Source organism: Streptomyces flaveolus (genome assembly GCF_000716535.1).
Taxonomy (GTDB): Bacteria; Actinomycetota; Actinomycetes; order Streptomycetales; family Streptomycetaceae; genus Streptomyces; species Streptomyces flaveolus_A.
On the sequence record NZ_JNWV01000002.1, the window covers coordinates 237,950 to 257,057 of the forward strand.

General features: G+C 76.1%; 1 protein-coding gene. It reads left to right on the forward strand.

Annotated features, from left to right (window positions below; genetic code table 11):
- The first annotated feature begins 16 nt into the window (after positions 1-16).
- The gene (locus tag OO52_RS52430) at positions 17-19,105 is read left to right on the forward strand and encodes a non-ribosomal peptide synthetase (protein ID WP_063738766.1); all 19,089 of its coding nucleotides are present in this window, start codon (positions 17-19) and stop codon (positions 19,103-19,105) included.
- The last annotated feature ends 3 nt before the right edge of the window (positions 19,106-19,108 follow it).

A 19,108-nucleotide genomic window follows, 5' to 3' on the forward strand; every position in this document is an offset into this window, starting at 1 on the left:
CCAAAGGACTTCACCCATGACGGACCTGCACGACAAGCCCGCACCGGCGTCCTCCCTGCCGCCGCAGGCCGGCCCCGCCGCCGGCGCGTCGGAGAGCGCGGCGGCTCCGGCGTGCCCGACGCTCGGCGAGCTGTTCACCGCGTGGGTGGCCCGCACCCCGGACGCGCCGGCGCTCACCGACGGCCGGCGGACCTGGAGCTACCGCGAACTGGCCGCTCGCGCCGACCGGTTGGCCGTACACCTGACCCGGCGAGGAGCCGGACCCGACCGGGTCGTGGCCCTGGTCCTGCCGCGCTCCATGGAGCTGATCGCGGCGGAGCTGGCCGTCACCCGGGCAGGCGCCGCCTTCCTGCCCGTGGACCCGGCCTATCCCGCCGAGCGCCGCGCGCTGATGCTCGCCGACGCCGCGCCCGCCGTCACCCTCGACGATCCGCGCCGGGTCCGCGAGTTGCTGGACACCGGGAACAGCCCAGGAGACGCGGCCGGTACGCAGGCCCAGGTCGACGCCGACCACGCCGCCTACGTCATCTACACGTCCGGTTCCACCGGTACCCCCAAGGGCGTGACCGTCACCCACCGAGGCATCGGCGGCTTCACCGCGGCCGCCGCCGAACGGTACGCGGTGGGCCCCGGCGACCGTGTCCTCCAGTTCTCCTCGCCGAGCTTCGACGCCTCCGTACTGGAGCTGTGCGCCTCCGTCCTGTCCGGCGCCACCCTCGTCGTACCGCCGCACGGCCCCTGGCTCGGCGACGAACTCGCCGCGGTCCTGGACGAGCACCGCATCACCCACGCCCTCATCCCGCCCGCCGCGCTGGCCACCCTGCCGGACCCCGGACAGGGCACCGCCCGCCGGCTGCGCACGCTGATCGTGGGCGCCGAAGCCTGCCCCGCCGAACTGGTCGACCGCTGGGCACCCGGTCGCCGCATGATCAACTCCTATGGCCCGACCGAGGCGACTATTGTCGCCACCTGGACCGGACCGCTCACCGCCGGCCAGGGTACGCCGACGATCGGCGGCGCCCTGCCGCACACGCGGGTGTACGTCCTCGACGCCGGGCTGCGCCCCGTACCGGCCGGTGCGGACGGCGAGTTGTTCATCGGTGGCGACGCGGTGGCCCGTGGCTACCTGGGCCGTCCGGGCCTGACCGCGGTCCGGTTCGTCGCCGACCCCTTCGGGCCGCCCGGCGCCCGTCTTTACCGCACCGGGGACCGGGCGCGCTGGACCGCCGACGGGGAACTGGAATTCCTGGGCCGGCTGGACCGGCAGGTGAAGATCCGGGGCTTCCGCGTCGAACCGGGCGAGATCGAGGCGGCGTTGCGGCGCGCCGGCGCCGGGAGCGTCGGGGAGGCGGTGGTCGTGGTCCGGGAGGACGAGCCGGGCCATCAACGCCTGGTCGGCTACGTGACTCCGGCCGGACAGCCGACGTCCACCGCCTCCGCCACCTCGCCGGTTCCGGCCGACTCGGGGGCCGCCGCCACTTCGCCGGTTCCGGCTGGCCCGGAGGACCCTGCGACCTCGTCCATCCCGGTGGCCTTGGAGGCCCCCGCCACGTCGCCGGTTCCTGCTGACTCGCAGGCCCCTCCCACCTCACCGGTCCCCGCTGACTCGGAGGCGCCCACCACCTCGACCGTCCACGCCGACTCGGACGCGCCCGCCACCTCGCCCGTCCCGGCGGACTCGGACGCCGTCGTCACCGCGGGCGCGCCCACAGCCCCCGCCGTCTCCCTCTCCGGCCCCTCTGACCCCTCCGCCCACCCGCACCCCCTCGACCCGGCGGCTCTCCGTTCGGCCGTGGCCGCCGTACTGCCCGCCCACATGGTGCCGTCGGCCATCGTGGTCCTCGACCGGATGCCGCTCACCCCGCAGCACAAGATCGACCGGCGGGCCCTGCCCGCGCCGGAGCGGACCGTCACGGAGGGGCATGTCGCGCCGCGTACGGCGGGCGAGCGGGCCCTCGCCCGGATCTGGGCGGAGGTGCTGGGTGTCGACGCCGTCGGTGTGACGGACGACTTCCTCGACCTCGGCGGCGAATCGATCCTCGCCGCCCGCGCACTGGCCCGGATCCGGGACGAACTGGGTGTCCGGCTGACCGTCCGGGACGTCTTCACCGCGCGGACGATCGCCGCCCTGGCCCCCCTGCTGGGCGACCCGTCGGCCGCCGCACCACCGGAGCCGATACCGCCGGCGCCCCTCGACGGCACCCTGCCGCTGTCCAGCGCGCAGCGGCGGCTCTGGTACCTGGACGACCTCACCGAGGGCGGCACCGAGTACAACACCGGCGTGTCCCTGCGGCTGCGCGGCCCCCTGGACCCCGACGCGCTGCGCCGCTCCCTGCGCCGCCTCGCCGCCCGCCACGCCTCCCTGCGCACCACCTTCACCACGGCCGACGGGCAGGGCGCCCAGCGTGTCGCGCCGGAGCCCCACCTGCCCCTGCGCACGGCCGACCTCACCGACGTACCCGAAGCGCGCCGCTCGGACGCGGCGGAGGCGCTGCTCACCGAGGAACTGGGCCGTCCCTTCGACCTGGCGGCCGGTCCGCTCACCCGCGCGCTGCTCGTCCGGCTCGCCCCCGAGGACCACCTGCTGCTCCTGGCCCAGCACCACATCGTCACCGACGGCTGGTCGGTGGGCATCCTCACCCGCGAGCTCGCCGCCCTCCACCACGCGGAGACCACCGGCGAGCCCGACGGCCTGCCCCAACCGGCCGTGCAGTACCCGGACTTCGCCGTGTGGGAGCACCGGCGGCGGGCCACGGAGGCCGATGCCGCCGACCTGGCCTACTGGAGACGGCACCTGACGGGGATGCAGCAACTTGAGCTGCCCACCGACCGGCCGCGTCCCGCCGTGCGCACCACCTCCGGAGCGGCCCACCGGCACCCGCTGCCCGCTGAGTTGGTGACCCGGCTGCGGCAGTTGGCGGCAGGGCGGGGCACCACGGTGTTCACCCTCTTCGCGGGGGCCGCCGCGCTGCTGTTCTCCCGCTACTCGGGGCAGCGGGACGTCGCGTTCGGCACCGTCACCACCGGGCGCGGCCGGCGCGACCTGGAGGACGTGCCGGGCTTCTTCGCCAACACGGTGGTGCTGCGGGGCGAGGTCGACGAACGGGCCACCGTGGACCGGTTCGTGGAGAGCATGCGGGCGACCGTGCTGGACGCCTTCGCCCACGACGGGGTGCCGTTCGACCGGGTGGTCGAGGAGCTGGCCCCGCCCCGCGACCCGAGCCGCACCCCGCTGGTGCAGGCCCTCGTCGTGCAGCAGACCGCCCTGCCCGTGCCCCCGCTGTCCGGCGGGCTGCGCCTCGCCGAGCACCCGCTGCCCCGCCCGGCGGCCCGCTTCGACCTGGTCCTGGAGTTCTCCGCGGACCCCGACGGCGGCTGCGTGCTGACCGCCGAGTTCAACACGGACCTGTTCGACGCCGCCACCGTGGCCCGGCTGACCGCCCATCTGCACCGCCTGCTGGAGGGCATGGCGGACGGACCGGGTCGCACACTGGCCGAGCTGCCCATGCTCTCGGCCGAGGAGCAGCGCACCCTGGTGGACACCTGGAACCCGCCCGCCCGCCGGTCCCGGGACACCCGTCACAGCACGCTGCCCGACCTGTTCCGCGCCCAGGCGGCCCGCACCCCGGACCGTACCGCCGTGATCTGCGGCCCGGTCCGGCTGGACTACGCCGAGGTCGCCCGGCGCGCCAACCGGCTGGCCCGGCAGCTCCTCGCGCGCGGCGCGGGCCCGGAGTCCCTGGTGGCGCTGTGCCTGCCGCGCACCGCCGACCTCGTGCCCGTGCTGTGGGCGGTGCTCGCCTCGGGCGCGGGCTATCTCCCCGTCGACCCCGGCTATCCGGCCGAGCGCGTCCGCCTCATGCTCGCCGACGCCCGGCCCGCCCTCGTCCTCGCCACCCGGGAGACCGCCTCCGCCCTGCCCGCCGACTGCGCCCCCCTGCTCCTGGAGGACTGCGCCGACCCGGCCGTGCCCGACACGGACCTCGCCGACGCCGACCGTCCCCGGCCGCTGCTGCCGGACCACCCCGCGTACGTCATCTACACCTCCGGTTCGACCGGCCGCCCCAAGGGGGTCGTCGTCACCCACCGCACGGTCGCCGCGCTGGCCGCGTGGACGAAGGAGCGGTTCGGGGCCGCCGGCCTGGACCACGTGATCGCCTCCACCTCCCTCAACTTCGACGTCTCCGTGTTCGAGCTGCTGTGCCCGCTGACGGCCGGCGGCACCGTCGAGGTGGTCCCCGATCTGCCGGCCCTCGCCGACGGCACCGGCCCCCGGCGCGCCGGGCTGCTCAGCGCGGTGCCGTCGGTCGTCTCCCGCCTGATCGCGAGCGGTACGGCACCCGTCACCGCGGACACCGTCGTCCTGGCCGGGGAGGCCCTGCCCGCACAGACGCTGCACGACCTGCGCGCCGCCCTGCCCGAATGCCGTGTCGCCAACATCTACGGGCCCACCGAGGCCACCGTGTACGCCACCGCCTGGTTCGCCGGTGACCGGCTGCCGGAGCAGGCCCCGCCCATCGGCGGACCCGTGGCGCTCACGAGGGCCTATGTCCTCGACGGCTCCCTGCGGCCCCAACCGGTCGGCGTCACCGGCGAGTTGTACCTCGGCGGCGGTGGACTGGCCCGCGGCTACCTGCATCGGCCCGGACTGACCGCCGCCCGGTTCGTCGCCGATCCGTTCGGCGCGCCGGGGGAGCGCATGTACCGCACCGGCGACCTGGTGCGCCGTCGCGCCGACGGCGCTCTGGAGTACGTCGGCCGGATCGACCAGCAGGTCAAGGTGCGCGGCTTCCGGATCGAACTGGGCGAGGTGGAGGAGGCGCTGCGCCGCTGCGCGGGCGTCGCCGAGGCGGCGGCCACCGTCACCGCCGGCGCCGACGGCCACCGGCGCCTGGCCGGCTACGTCGTCCCGGCCACCGGGCAGCGGGTCGAACCGGAGGCCGTACGCCGGGAACTCGGCCGTACGCTGCCCGCCTCCATGGTGCCGTCGGCCGTCGTCGTGCTCGACGCCCTGCCGCTCAACCCGAACGGCAAGCTCGACCGCGCCCGGCTCCCCGACCCGGGCCCCGCCGTGCGCGCGGTACGGCATGTCGCGCCCCGCACGCCCACCGAACGCGCGCTCGCCGCGATCTGGGCCGAGGTGCTGCGCGTGGAACGCGTCGGCGTCGACGACAACTTCTTCGAACTCGGCGGCGACTCCATCCTCAGCATCCAGGTGGTGGCCCGCGCCCGGCAGGAGGGGCTGTCCCTGACCTCCCGGGACGTCTACCGGCACCAGACGGTCGCCGCCCTCGCCCGCTGCGCGGACGCCGCCCGAGGCCCCCGCGAGGCCACTCCGGCCCCGGAGCCGGCCACCGGCCCGGCCCCCCTGACACCCATCCAGCACTGGCTGTTCGGCACCGCCGCCGAACGCGCCGGCCACTACGCCCAGGCGCTGTCCGTCCACGTGCCGGACGACCTGGAACCGGCCGCGCTGGAAGAGGCGCTGAACGACCTGGTCGGCCACCACGACGCCCTGCGCTCCCGCTTCGTCACCGACGACACCGGCCCGGGCGCCCGCTGGCACATCGAGGACCGGACGCCTCGCATCCGCCTGGCCCATCACACCGGCCCGGACACGGACACCCCCCACTTCGGCCCCTTCGACCTCGCCCGGGGTCCGCTGCTGCGGGCCGTGCTGCACGACCATGGCAGCGGACGGCGCGTGCTGCACCTCGCCGTCCACCACCTGGTGGTCGACGGGGTGTCCTGGCGGGTGCTGCTGGAGGACCTGGACCGGGCCTACCGGGCCCGCCGGGCCGGCGACGACGGCGCGGCGGCGCTGCCCGCGAAGTCCTCGCCCCTGCGGGAGTGGGCCCGCCGGCTGGCCGCGCACGCGGCGGAGGGCGGCTTCGACGACGAACGGGAGTACTGGGCCCGGGCCGTCCCGGAGACCGGACCCGCGGTGCCGCCGGGAGGCACCGGCACCTACGCCTCACAGCGCGCCGTCACCGTGCGCCTGAGCCCCGAGGACACCTCCGCCCTGCTGCGCACCCTGCCCGACACCTACCGCACCCAGGCCAACGACGTCCTGCTCAGCGCCCTCGGCCGGGCGCTGTGCGCCTGGACCGGCCGGGACCGGGTGGTGGTCGACGTCGAGGGGCACGGCCGGGAGGAACTCTTCCCCGAACTGGACATCAGCCGCACGGTCGGCTGGTTCACCACCCGGTACCCCGTCGCCCTCGCCGTCCCCGAGGACGCCGGCTGGGACGCCGTGCTCAAGCGGGTCAAGGAGCAGTTGCGCGCCGTACCCCGGCACGGTCTGGGCCATGACGCGCTGCGCCACCTGGCGGACCCCGGTGCGGCGCCGCGCACCCCGGAGGCGCAGGTCAGCTTCAACTACCTGGGCCGGATGGAGCCGGCGGAGGACCCCGACGGGCTCTGCCGGGGCACCGTCCGGCCGCTGGAGCTGGACGCCGACCCGGCGGCCGCACGTCCGCACGCCCTGGAGGTCGTCGGCCAACTCGTCGGCGGCAGTCTGGAGTTCACCTGGTTCTACTCCGATCGGCTGCACCAGGAGGAGACGGTCGCGGACCTGGCGGACCGCTTCGCCGACGCGCTCGCCGACCTGGCCCGGCACGCCACCCGGCCCGGCGCCGCCGGGCGCACCCCGTCCGACTTCCCGCTCGCCCGGCTCGACCAGGCCGCCGTGGACCGGATCACCGGCGCCGATCCGGCGGCGGTCGCGGACGTGTACCCGCTCACGCCCACCCAGGCGGGCATGCTCTTCCACGGTCTCTCCCAGGACGACCGCGGTGTCTACTTCCAGCAGCTCACCTTCGTCCTGGACGGCGTGCCCGACCCACGGGCCCTCGCCGCCGCCTGGCAGCACGTCAGCGACCGCACCGAGGTGCTGCGGGCCCGGGTCGTGTGGCAGGACGTGCCCGAGCCGCTGCTGGTGGTGCTGCGCCACGCGGCCGTCCCGGTCACCCACCTGGACTGGCGCGACCTGACCGCCGACGAGCGCCGCGCCCGGCTGGACGACGTACTGGCCCGCGACCGCGCGGACGGCATCGACCTCGGCCGGGCCCCGCTCCAACGGCTGCTCCTCGCCCGCCTCTCCGACACCGAGGTGCGCGTGGTGTGGTCCTTCCACCACCTGCTCCTGGACGGCTGGAGCCTGTTCCAGGTGCTCACGGACGTCTTCGCCCACCACGCCGGCGGCGACCCCGGCACCCTCCCGGACCGCCCGCCCCACCGCGACTACGTGAGCTGGCTGCGCCGGCGCGACCCGGACGCCGCCGAACGACACTGGCGGCTGCGCCTGTCCGGTCTGACCGAGGCCACCCCGCTGCCGTACGACCGTGAGCCGCGCGAGGCCCACCGCGCCGAGTCCACGCACGCCGTCCGGGTGACGCTGCCCGCGGCCACCAGCCGGGCGCTGGAGGAGCTGGCCCGTGCCTCCGGCCTGACCCTGAACACCCTCGTGCAGGGCGCCTGGGCGCTGCTGCTGGCCCGGCAGGCGGGACGGGACGAGGTGGTGTTCGGCACCACCGTGTCCGGACGGCCGCCCGAGCTGCCCGGCGCCGAGGCCATGACCGGCCTGTTCATCACCACCCTGCCCACCCGAGTCACCGTCCCGGACCACGGCACCCTGCTCGACTGGCTGCGCGCGCTCCAGCACGACCAGAGCGAGGACCGGCGCTTCGACCACCTGGCCCTCACCCGGATGCGGACGTTCACCGAACTCCCCGAAAGGGTCGGCCTGTTCGACAGCATCGTCGTCTTCGAGAACTACCCGGTGGACGACGACCTCGCCGCCGCCCACGGACTGCGCCTGAGCGGCCTGGAGGGCATCGAGACCACCAACTACCCGCTGAGCCTCACCGCCTACCCGGGCACCGAGCTGGCCCTGCGCCTCGGGTACGACCCCGAGCTGTTCGACGGCGGCACGGCCGAGCGGATGGCCGAGTACCTCACCGTCCTGCTCGCCGGGATGCCCACCGGCTCCGCCCGCCCGCCCGCCCGGCTCCCGCTGCTCACCCCGGACCGCCGCGCACAGGTGCTGAGCGCCTGGAACGACACCGCCACCGGTCTCCCCGACACCACCGTCGCGGACCTCTTCGCCGGGCAGGTGCGCCGCACTCCCGACGCGGTGGCCGTGGAGGCCGGTGAAGAGCGCGTGACCTACCGCCAACTCGACCAGAGAGCCGGGCAGTTGGCGGCACGGCTGACAGGGCTCGGCGTACGGCCGGAGCGCCCGGTCGGGGTGCTCATGGACCGTTCCGTGGAACTGGTCGTCACACAGCTGGCGCTCGTCCGCACCGGCGGGGTGTACGTGCCGCTGGACGGCCGGGCACCCGTCGAGCGGCTGCGCCGCATGCTCACCGAGGCCGGGGCCGGACTGCTGCTCACCGACGCCGGGTGGGAGGGGACGGCCCGGGAGGTGCTGCCCGCCGACGGCGTCGTGCGCGTGGACGAGACCTCCGGCACGGACGGCCCCGCGGCCCCCGCCCACGCCGTGCACCCCGACAACGTCCAGTACCTGATGTTCACCTCGGGCTCCACGGGCACCCCCAAGGGCGTCGCCGTGCGTCAGCGGGACGTCGTCGCGCTCGCCCTGGACCGGGTCTTCGCCGGCCACGACCGGGTCCTCGTGCACTCGCCGCACGCCTTCGACGCCGCCACCTACGAGGTGTGGGTGCCGCTGCTGCGCGGGGGCACGGCCGTGCTCGCCCCGCCCGCCGACCTGGACGCCGCCCTGGTCCGCCGTGCCGTCACCGAGCAGGGCGTGACCTGCCTGTGGCTGACGGCGGGGCTGTTCCGCCTGCTGGCCCAGGAGGACCCCGGGTGCCTGCGCGGCGCCCGCGAGGTGTGGACGGGCGGCGAGGCCGTGCCGGGCGCGGTCGTGCGCCGGGTGCTGGACGCCTGCCCGGGCCTGACCGTCGTGGACGGCTACGGCCCCACCGAGACCACCACCTTCGCGACCCGCCGTGCCTTCCGCTCCGGCGACCCGCTGCCCGCCGTCCTGCCCATCGGACGGCCGCTGGACAACACCCGCGTGTACGTCCTGGACGCCGCCCTCCAGCCCCAACCACCGGGCATACCGGGTGAGTTGTACATCGCCGGCGCCGGCCTGGCCCGGGGCTACGCCGGCCGGCCCGGGGCGACCGCCGCCCGCTATGTCGCCGACCCCTTCGGCCCGCCCGGCACCCGGATGTACCGCACCGGCGACATCGTGCGCTGGAGCGCCGACGGCGAGCTGCACTTCGTCGGCCGCGCGGACGACCAGATCAAGATCCGAGGCTTCCGCGTCGAGCCCGCCGAGATCGAGGCCCGGCTCACCGCCCACCCCGGCGTCGCCGAGGCCGTCGTCTCCCTGTACGAGGACGCCGGACGCAAGCGGCTGGCCGCCCACCTCGTGCCGGCCGGGGGCGCCGCGCTGCCGCCGGCCGCCGAACTGCGCGCCCACCTCGCGGCCGGGCTGCCCGACTACATGCTGCCCGCCGCGTTCGTCACCGTTCCGGAGCTGCCGCTGACCGCCAACGGCAAGGTCGACCGGCGGCGGCTGCCCGCACCCGACTGGTCGGCCGGCGCCGAGCGGGCCCACCGCGCCCCGCGCACCGAGACCGAGCGCATCCTCGCCGGGATCTGGGCCGAGCTGCTCGGCCTCGAACAGGTAGGCGTCGAGGACAACTTCTTCATGCTGGGCGGCGACTCCATCCTCAGCATCCAAGTGGTCTCCCGGGCGCGGGCCGCCGGGCTCACCCTCACCCCGCGCGATCTCTTCCGGCACCCCACGGTGGCCGAACTGGCCGCTTCGGGCGGCGATGCCGCGCCCGCCGTCGCCGGTACCGAACCGGTCGCCGGACCGGCGGACCTCACCCCGATCCAGCACTGGTTCCTGGACCCGCGCCCCGCGCACCCCGACTTCTTCAACCAGTCCGTCGTCATCGAGACGGCCGGCCCGGTGGACGAGGACGCCCTGCGCCGCGCCCTCACCGCGCTGTGGACCCACCACGACGCCCTGCGCGCCCGGTTCGTCCTCGACGCCGACGCCTGGCGCCAGGACATCGCCGCCGACGACAGCCCGGTCCCCGAGCTGCTCCAGGTCCACGACGCCCGCGCCGAGGAGCTCGTCACGGCGGCGGCCCACGCCGGACTCCGCCTGGACACCGGCCCGTTGTTCACCGCCCGTCTCTTCACCGCCGACGCAGCCCGGCCCGCCCGGCTGCTGCTGATCGCCCACCACCTGGTGGTCGACGGCGTCTCCTGGCGGATCCTGCTGGAGGACCTGGAGAGCGCCTACCGGCAGGCCGCGTCCGGACAGCCCGTACGGCTGCCCGCCCGCACCACCTCCGTGCGGGAGTGGGCCCGCCGGCTGCGCGACCGCGCCGACGTCTTCGCCGACGGGCGCGCCCACTGGGAGGAGGCCGCCCGGGCCTGCGCCGACCCGCTCCCCGTGGACGGCGACGCCGGCACCACCACGACCGACACCCGCGAGGTGACCGTACGGCTGGACCGCGACCGCACCGACGGCCTGCTGCGCCGCGTCCCCGGCGTCTACCGCACCCGCGTCGACGACGTCCTGCTCACCGCGCTGAGCCGGGTCCTCGCCGACTGGACCGGACGCGACACCGTCGCCGTCGGCCTGGAGGGGCACGGCCGCGAGGACCAGCTCTTCGAGGACGTCGACCTGTCCCGCACGGTCGGCTGGTTCACCTCCCTCTTCCCGGTCGCCCTGACCGTCCCGGCCGGCGACTGGGGCACCGCCCTGAAGTCGGTGAAGGAGCAGCTGCGCGCCGTACCCGACCGGGGGCTCGGCCACGGCGTCCTGCGCCACCTGGTCCGCGACGCGCGGCTCACCGGCACGCCCGCGCCCGGCGTCAGCTTCAACTACCTGGGCCGCTTCGACTGGTCCGCCGAGGGCGGCACCCTGATCGGGGCCGTGCCCGGCGGCCTCGGCGGCGCGGAGGCGCCCGGCACCGAGCGGCCGCACCTGCTGGACGTCGTGGCCCGGGTCGAGGACGACCGGCTGGAGATCACCTGGCACTACAGCGCCGGACGGCACCGCGAGGAGACCGTCACCGCGCTCGCCGAGGGCATGCTGCGGGCCCTCACCGACATCGTCGCCCACTGCGCCCGCCCGGACGCGGGCGGCCGCACCCCGTCGGACTTCCCGCTGGCCCGCCTGGACCAGACCGCCGTGGACCGGATCGCCGGGGACGGCCGGGACGTCGCCGACGTCTACCCGCTGACGCCGATGCAGTCGGGCATGCTCTTCCACAGCCTGCTGGACCCCGCCGGCCGCACCTACGTCAACCAGGTGCAGCTCGTGCTGTCCGGCGTCACCGACCCGCACGCGCTCGCCGAGGCCTGGCAGCACACCGCCGACGCCAACCCGGTGCTGCGCACCCGTCTGGTGTGGCAGGAGACCCCGGAACCGCTCCAGGTCGTCCGGCACCGTGCCACCGTGCCCGTCACCCACCTCGACTGGTCCGGACGGTCCGCCGAGGACGAGGCGCGCGAGCTGGACCGGCTGCTCACCGAGGACCGGCGGGCCGGCATCGACCTGGGCACCGCGCCCCTGATGCGGCTGACGCTGATCCGGCTGGCACCGGACCGGGTCCGCCTGCTGTGGACGTTCCACCACGTCCTGCTCGACGGCTGGAGCGCGGCCCAGGTCTTCGACGAGGTGTGCGAGCGGTACGCGGCCCTCACCTCCGGCCGCCGTCCGCAGGTGCCCGAGCGCCGGCCCTTCGCCGACCACCTGCGCTGGCTGGCCGGGCGGGACACCGGCCGGGCCGAACGGTACTGGCGCGAAGCCCTCGCCGGATTCCCGGCCCCGACCGAGCTGCCCCGGGACCGGCGGCCCGCCGAGGCCCACCGCGCCTCCTCCTCCGGGTCGGTGCGGATGACCCTCGCCCCGGACGTCTCGGCGCGCCTGCGGGACACCGCGCAGCGGGCCGGCCTGACCCTCAACACGGTCCTCCAGGGCGCCTGGGCGCTGCTGCTGTCCCGCTACGGCGGGGGTGACGACGTGGTGTTCGGTACGACCGTCTCCGGGCGGCCCGCCGAACTGCCGGGCGTCACCTCGATGGTCGGCCTGTTCATCAACACCCTGCCCACCCGCGCCCGCGTCGACGGGCAACGCATGCTGCCGGACTGGCTGCGCGACCTCCAGGCCGCCCAGTCCGAGGCCCGCCGCCACGATTTCGTCCCCCTGGCCCAGGTGCAGTCGTGGAGCGAAGTGCCCGGCGGCACCAACCTGTTCGACTCCATCGTCGTCTTCGAGAACTACCCCTTCGACGAGGGCGCGCTGGCCCGGCACGGCCTGGCGATGGAGCAGGAGCGGGACCTGGAGCCGACCAACTACCCGCTCAGCGTGGTCGTCGCGCCCGGGGACACCCTGGCCGTGAACCTGGACTACGACCCGGCCGCGTTCGACGCCACGACGGTGGAAGCGCTCGGCGAGAGCCTGCGCACCCTGCTCACCGGCATGGCCACCGACCCGGAGCGCCGCCTGGCCGACCTGCCGCTGCTGGACCCGGCCGCCGGTCGGGCGCTGGTGGACCGGTTCGGCGGCCGGGTGGCCGAGGCACCGCGCGACACCCTGCCCGAGGCGTTCCGCCGGCAGGCCGTGCGCACCCCGGACGCCCCGGCCGTCCGCCACGGCGACACGTGCCTCACCTATCGCGAACTCGACGCGCGCTCCAGCCGGCTGGCCCGCCTGCTCATCGCCGCAGGCGCCGGGCCCGAGCGCTTCGTCGCCCTGTGCCTGCCCCGCACCGCCGACCTGGTCGTGGCGCTCCTCGCGGTGCTGAAGAGCGGCGCGGCCTATCTCCCGGTCGACCCTCAGTACCCGGCCGAGCGCGTCGCGTTCCTCTTCGAGGACGTACGCCCCGACGCCGTGATCACGGCCACGGAGACCGCCGGCCGGCTGCCGGAGGGACCGTTCACCCGGATCCTGCTGGACGCCGACCCGGGCGCCGACGTGCCGGACACCCCGGTCGGCGACGGCGAACGGCTCGGCCCGCTGCTGCCCGGCCACCCCGCCTACGTCATCCACACCTCCGGCTCGACCGGCCGCCCCAAGGGCGTCGTCGTCAGCCACGGGTCCGTGCTGGCCCTGGCCGACTGGGCGGCGGCCGAGTTCGCCGGCCGGGGCCTGCACCATGTGGTGGCGTCCACCTCGCTCAACTTCGACGTGTCGGTGTTCGAGATCTTCTCGCCGCTGCTGTCCGGCGGCTGCGTGGAGGTCGTCCGCGACCTGCTGGCCCTCGCCGAGCGCCCCGGCCCCTGGCGGGCCGGACTGCTCAGCGCGGTGCCGTCGGCCCTGGACCGGCTGCTCGCCGAGGACGCCGTGCACATCACGGCGGACACCGTCGTCCTCGCGGGGGAAGGCCTGCCCGCCCGGACCGTACGCCGGGTCCGCGACGCCGTCCCCGGAAGCCAGGTGCGCAACATCTACGGCCCCACCGAGGCCACCGTCTACGCCACCGCCTTCACCTGCGACCCGGCCGACCCCGACCGCGACCCGCCCATCGGCAGGCCGCTCGGTGGCGCCCGCGCCTACGTCCTGGACGAGCGGATGCGCCCGGTGCCCGTCGGCGCGCCCGGCGAACTGTTCCTGGCCGGAACCGGCGTGGCCCGCGGCTATCTGCGCCGGCCCGGACTGACCGCGAGCCGTTTCCTGCCCGACCCGTTCGGGCCGCCCGGCAGCCGCATGTACCGCACCGGCGACCTGGTCCGCTGGACGGCCGACGGCGACCTCGTCTACCTCGGCCGCGGCGACGACCAGGTGAAGGTGCGCGGCTTCCGCATCGAACTCGGCGAACTGGAGGCCGCGCTGGCCCGCCACCCGGCCGTGGCGGCGGCAGCGGCCCGTGTGGTGGAGGACGCCGGCCACCGCCGCCTGGTCGCGTACGCGGTGCCCCGGCCGGCCCCTTCCCGGGACCCCGGGGGCCAGGCCGGCGCCGGCGGCCGTGGAGTGCCCCGCGGAACGGGCGCGCCCGGGCCCGACGGTGAGACCGGCCCCGAGGCGCACACCGTTCCCGTAGCGAACAGCGCGCCCGGACCGGACAGCCACCCGGCAACCCTGCCGGACCCCGGCGAGCTGCGTGCCTTCCTCGCCCGCAGCCTCCCCGACCACCTGGTGCCCGCCCTCGTCGTCCCGCTGGAGCGGCTGCCGCTCGGCGCCACCGGGAAGCTCGACCGGCGGGCTCTGCCCGCGCCCGAGTGGGCCGCCACGGCCACCGGTGAGGCGGGCCGGCCGCCGCGTACCGAGGCGGAGCGGATCCTCGCGGGCATCTGGTCGGAGGTGCTCGGTGTGCCCGAAGTCGGCGCCGACGACAACTACTTCACGCTCGGCGGCGACTCGGTCCTCGGCATCCAGATCGTCTCGGCCGCCCGCCGGGCCGGTCTGGCCCTGACCCCCCGGCACCTGTTCACCCACCAGACCCTCGCCGAACTCGCTGCCGCCGCCGAACGGTTGCCGGACGCCGACGGCCCCGGCGCCGCGACGGCCGTCGCCGAGCAGGGCCCGGTCACCGGCGACGCCCCCCTCACCCCCGTACAGCACTGGCTCCTCGACAGCCTCTCCGGCGACCCCGCCCACTTCAGCCAGACGGTCGCCTTGGAACTGGCCACGGACCCGGACGAGGGTCTGCTGCGGGACGCCCTGGCCGCCGTACTGGAGCACCACGACGCGCTGCGGCTGCGCTTCGAGCCGGGCGGGGCCGGGCGGTGGCGGCAGTACGGCGTCGCGCCGGCGGAGGAGGCCCCGCACCTGGAGGTGCACCGGGGGGCCGCGCCGCACGACGTGGCCGCCGCCCTCGGCGCCGGGTTCGACCTGGCCGGCGGGCCGCTGCTGCGGGCCGCGCTGTGCCGGCCGCACGGCGGCGGTCGGCCCGTGCTGCTGCTGGCCGCCCACCACCTGGTCGTGGACGCCGTGTCCTGGCGGCTGATCATGGAGGACCTTGACCTCGCCCACCGCGCCCTGCGGGACGGCCGACGGCCCGCACTCGGTGCCAAGAGCACCTCCTTCCGGGACTGGGCCCGACAGCTCGCCGCGCACACCGAGGCGGGCGGCTTCGACGGTGAACTCGCCCACTGGCAGGGGCTCGACACGGGCACCGCGCTGCCCGCCGACCGGCCCGGCGGCGCGAACACCGTCGCCGACGAGGACAGCGTGACCGCATCTCTCGACGCCGAGGAGACGCGCCGGCTGCTCCAGGACGTGCCGGACGCCTACCGCACCCGCGTCAACGACGTCCTGCTGTGCGCGCTGGGCCGGGTCCTGGCCCGCTGGACCGGCCGGGACCGGGTGGCGGTGACCCTGGAGGGTCACGGCCGCGAGGAGATGTTCGAGGACGTCGACCTGGCCCGGACCGTCGGCTGGTTCACCGCGATGTACCCGGTCGCCCTGGACGTGCCCCGGGACGCCGGTACCGGCGCGGTGCTGAAGGCCGTCAAGGAGAACCTGCGGGCCGTACCGCACGGCGGACTCGGCTACGGCGCCCTGCGCTTCCTGCGCCCGACGGTCGGACCCGGGCTGCCCGCCCTGCCGCCGGTCTGTTTCAACTACCTGGGCCGGCAGGACGGCACGCCCGCCCCGGGCGGCCTGCTGCACGCGCCCCACGGCGGCCTCAGCGGCGGCATGGACCGCTCCGCGGACCGGCCGTACCTCCTCGACGTCCTCGGCCGAGTCGCCGACGACAGGCTGGAGTTCACCTGGTCCTACTCCCGCGAGGTGCACCGGCGGGAGACCGTCGCCCGGCTCGCGGCCGAACTGGCCGACGAACTCCGCGCGATCGTCCGGCACTGCGCCGAACCCGGCGCAGGCGGCCGCACCCCCTCCGACTTCCCGCTCGCGCCGCTGGACCAGACGGCCGTCGACCGGCTCGTCGGCGCCGGAGCAGACGTCACGGACGTGTACCCGCTCACGCCCACGCAGGCCGGCATGGTGATGCACGGCCTGGACGACGCCGAACACGGCCTGTACGTGGAGCAGATCACGTTCGTGGCGGACGGCGCCCGCGACCCGCGCGTGCTGGCCGCGGCCTGGCAGCACGTGGTCGACCACACCCCCGTGCTGCGCACCTCCGTCGCCCTGCACGGCGTCCCCGTGCCGCTCCAGGTCGTCCACCGGAGCGTGCCCCTGCCGGTCACCGAGCGCGACTGGAGCGGGCTGCCCGCGGACCGGCGGGACGCGGAGCTGGAGCGCCTGCTCGCCGACGAGCGCGCCCGGGGCGTCGCCCTGGACCGGGCCCCGCTGCTGCGGCTCGCCCTCGTCCGGCTCGGCCCCGACGCGGTGCGCGTGGTGTGGACCTTCCACCACGTCCTGCTGGACGGCTGGAGCGTCTTCCACGTCCTGTCCGACGTCATGAACGCGCACGCCGCCCTCAGCCGGGGCGAGCGGCCCCGGCTGCCCGAGCGCAGGCCGTTCGCGGACTACGCCGGCTGGCTGGCCGCCCGCGACACCGGACCGGCACAGGAGCACTGGCGCGGCGTCCTGGCCGGTTTCGGCACGCCGACCCCGCTGCCGTACGACCGCAGGCCCGCACCGGGCACCACGGCCCGCTCCGGCACCTGGCTGTCGCAGCGGCTGGACGCCGAACGCACGGGCGAGCTCCAGGAGTTCGCCCGCCGGCACCGGCTCACCCTCAACACGCTGGTGCAGGGCGCCTGGGCGCTGCTGCTGGCGCGGTGGAGCGGGGAGCGGGAGGTGTGCTTCGGCACGACCGTCTCCGGGCGGCCCGCCGACCTGCCGGGCGCCGACGGCATCACCGGCCTGTTCATCACCACGCTGCCCGCCAGGACCGTGGTCGACGGCACCGCCGCCTGCGCCGACTGGCTGCGCGCGGTGCAGGAGGCCCGGGCCGAGGACCGCCGCCACGACCACCTGCCCCTCAACGCCCTGCACGCCTTCAGCGAACTGCCGTCCGGCACGGCGCTGTTCGACAGTCTGGTGGTCTTCGAGAACTATCCGGTCGGCGACGCGACCGCCGGCGCGCACGGGCTCGCCCTGCGGGACCTGGACGCCCGGGAGGCCACCAACTACCCGCTCACCGTGGTCGTCTCGCCCGGCGACCGGCTGTCCGTCGAACTCGGCTACGACCCCCGGTACTTCGACGCGGCCACCGCCGGGTCCCTGGCCGGGCAGCTGCTGCACGCCCTGCACGCCCTGGCCGCCTCCGACGGCACCGCCCGCCTGGACGACATCGACGTACTGCCGCCCGAGCAGCGCGCCCGGCTGCTGCGCGGCCCGGCCCGCCCGGCCCTCGGCCCGGTACCCGCCGCCACCCTGCCCGCGCTCGTGGAAGCCGCCGTCGACCGGTGGCCCACCGCGCCCGCGCTCGACGCGCCCGGCACGCTCCTCACCTTCGCGGAGGCCGAGGAGCGGGCCAACCGGCTCGCCCACCGGCTCATCGCCCGGGGCGCCGGACCCGGCGACCTCGTCGCGCTGCTGCTGCCCCGCTCGGCGGACATGGTGCTGGCACAGCTCGCGGTGGCCAAGGCGGGCGCCGCGTTCCTGCCCGTCGATCCCGCCTACCCCGAGGAGCGGATCGCCCTGATGCTGCGCGACGCGGCGCCCGCCCTCACCCTCGACGCGAAGGAGATCGCGGACCTGCTTGCCGCCCCGCCGGACGACGTGCCCGGACACCGGCCCGGCGACGCCGACCGGACCCGCCCGCTCGACCCGGACGACCCGGCCTACGTCATCTACACCTCCGGTTCCACCGGCACCCCCAAGGGCGTCGTCGTCACCCACCGAGGTCTCGCCGCGTTCTCCGCCGCCGAGGCCGCCCACTACCAAGTGACCGCGGGGGACCGGGTCCTGGCCTTCGCCACGCCCAGCTTCGACGCGTCCGTGCTGGAGCTGTGCATGTCGCTGCCGCACGGCGCCCGGCTCGTCGTGCCCCCGCCGGGACCGCTGCTCGGCGCCCAGCTCGCCGACGTCCTGCGGGCCGGGCGGGTCACGCACACCCTGCTGCCCCCGGCCGCGCTCGCCACCCTGCCCGCCGACACGCCCGGCACCCTGCCCGACCTGAAGACGCTGATCGTCGGCGCCGACGCGTGCGGGGCCGAACTCGTCGCCCGCTGGGCCCCGCACCACCGCATGGTCAACTCCTACGGCCCCACCGAGGCCACCGTCGTCGCCACCTGGTCCGCACCCCTGGAGGCGGACGGCGCCGCACCGCCCATCGGCCGCCCGCTGCCCGCCACCCGCGCCTACGTCCTCGACGCCCGGCTGCGACCGGTCCCCGACGGTGTCGCCGGTGAACTCTGGCTCTCCGGCCCGGCGTTGGCCCGCGGCTACCTCGGCCGGCCCGGACTGACCGCCGCCCGGTTCCGCGCCGACCCGTTCGGGCCGCCCGGCACCCGCATGTACCGCACCGGCGACCTCGTGCGCCGCGACAGCGCGGGCGAACTGCACTATCTGGGCCGCACCGACCACCAGCTGAAGCTGCGCGGCCACCGCATCGAGGCGGGGGAGGTCGAGGCGACCCTGGTCCGCCATCCGGGCGTGCTGGACGCCGTGGTGACCGTGCGCGAGGACGAACCGGGCCTGCCACGGCTGGTCGCCCACCTGCTCACGGCCCCGGGCGCCGAACCGCCCACCGCCACCGCACTGCGGGAGCTGGCCGCCCGCTTCCTGCCCGGTCACATGGTCCCCTCGGCGTTCATGGTGCTGGACCGCTTCCCGCTCACCGAGAACGGCAAGACCGACCGGGCCGCCCTGCCCGCCCCGGCACCGGCCCCGGCCGAGGAGCGGGCGCGGCCCGAGTACGTCGCACCGCGCACGCCCACCGAGGAGGCGCTGGCGGCCCTCTGGGAGGAGACCCTGGAGACGACCGTGGGCGCCGAGGACGACTGGTTCCTGCTCGGCGGCGACTCCCTGCGCGCCCTGCTCGTCGCCTCCCGCGCCAACGACGCCTTCGGCGTCACGCTCACGCCCCGCGACGTCCTGGTCTCCCGCACCGTCGCCGCCCTGGCGGACCTCGTGGAGGAACAGGTGCTGAGCGAGCTGGAGGGCGCCGCGTACGGCGACGACCCCGGAAACCGCTCCCACGAAGCCGACGCCGAAGACGCCGCTGCCGGCGGCCACGACCACGAACGGTGAGGA

Excerpts from the sequence above, each read along its gene's own strand:
- OO52_RS52430 (WP_063738766.1), top strand. The coding sequence starts at position 17 with ATGACGGACCTGCACGACAAGCCCGCACCGGCGTCCTCCCTGCCGCCG.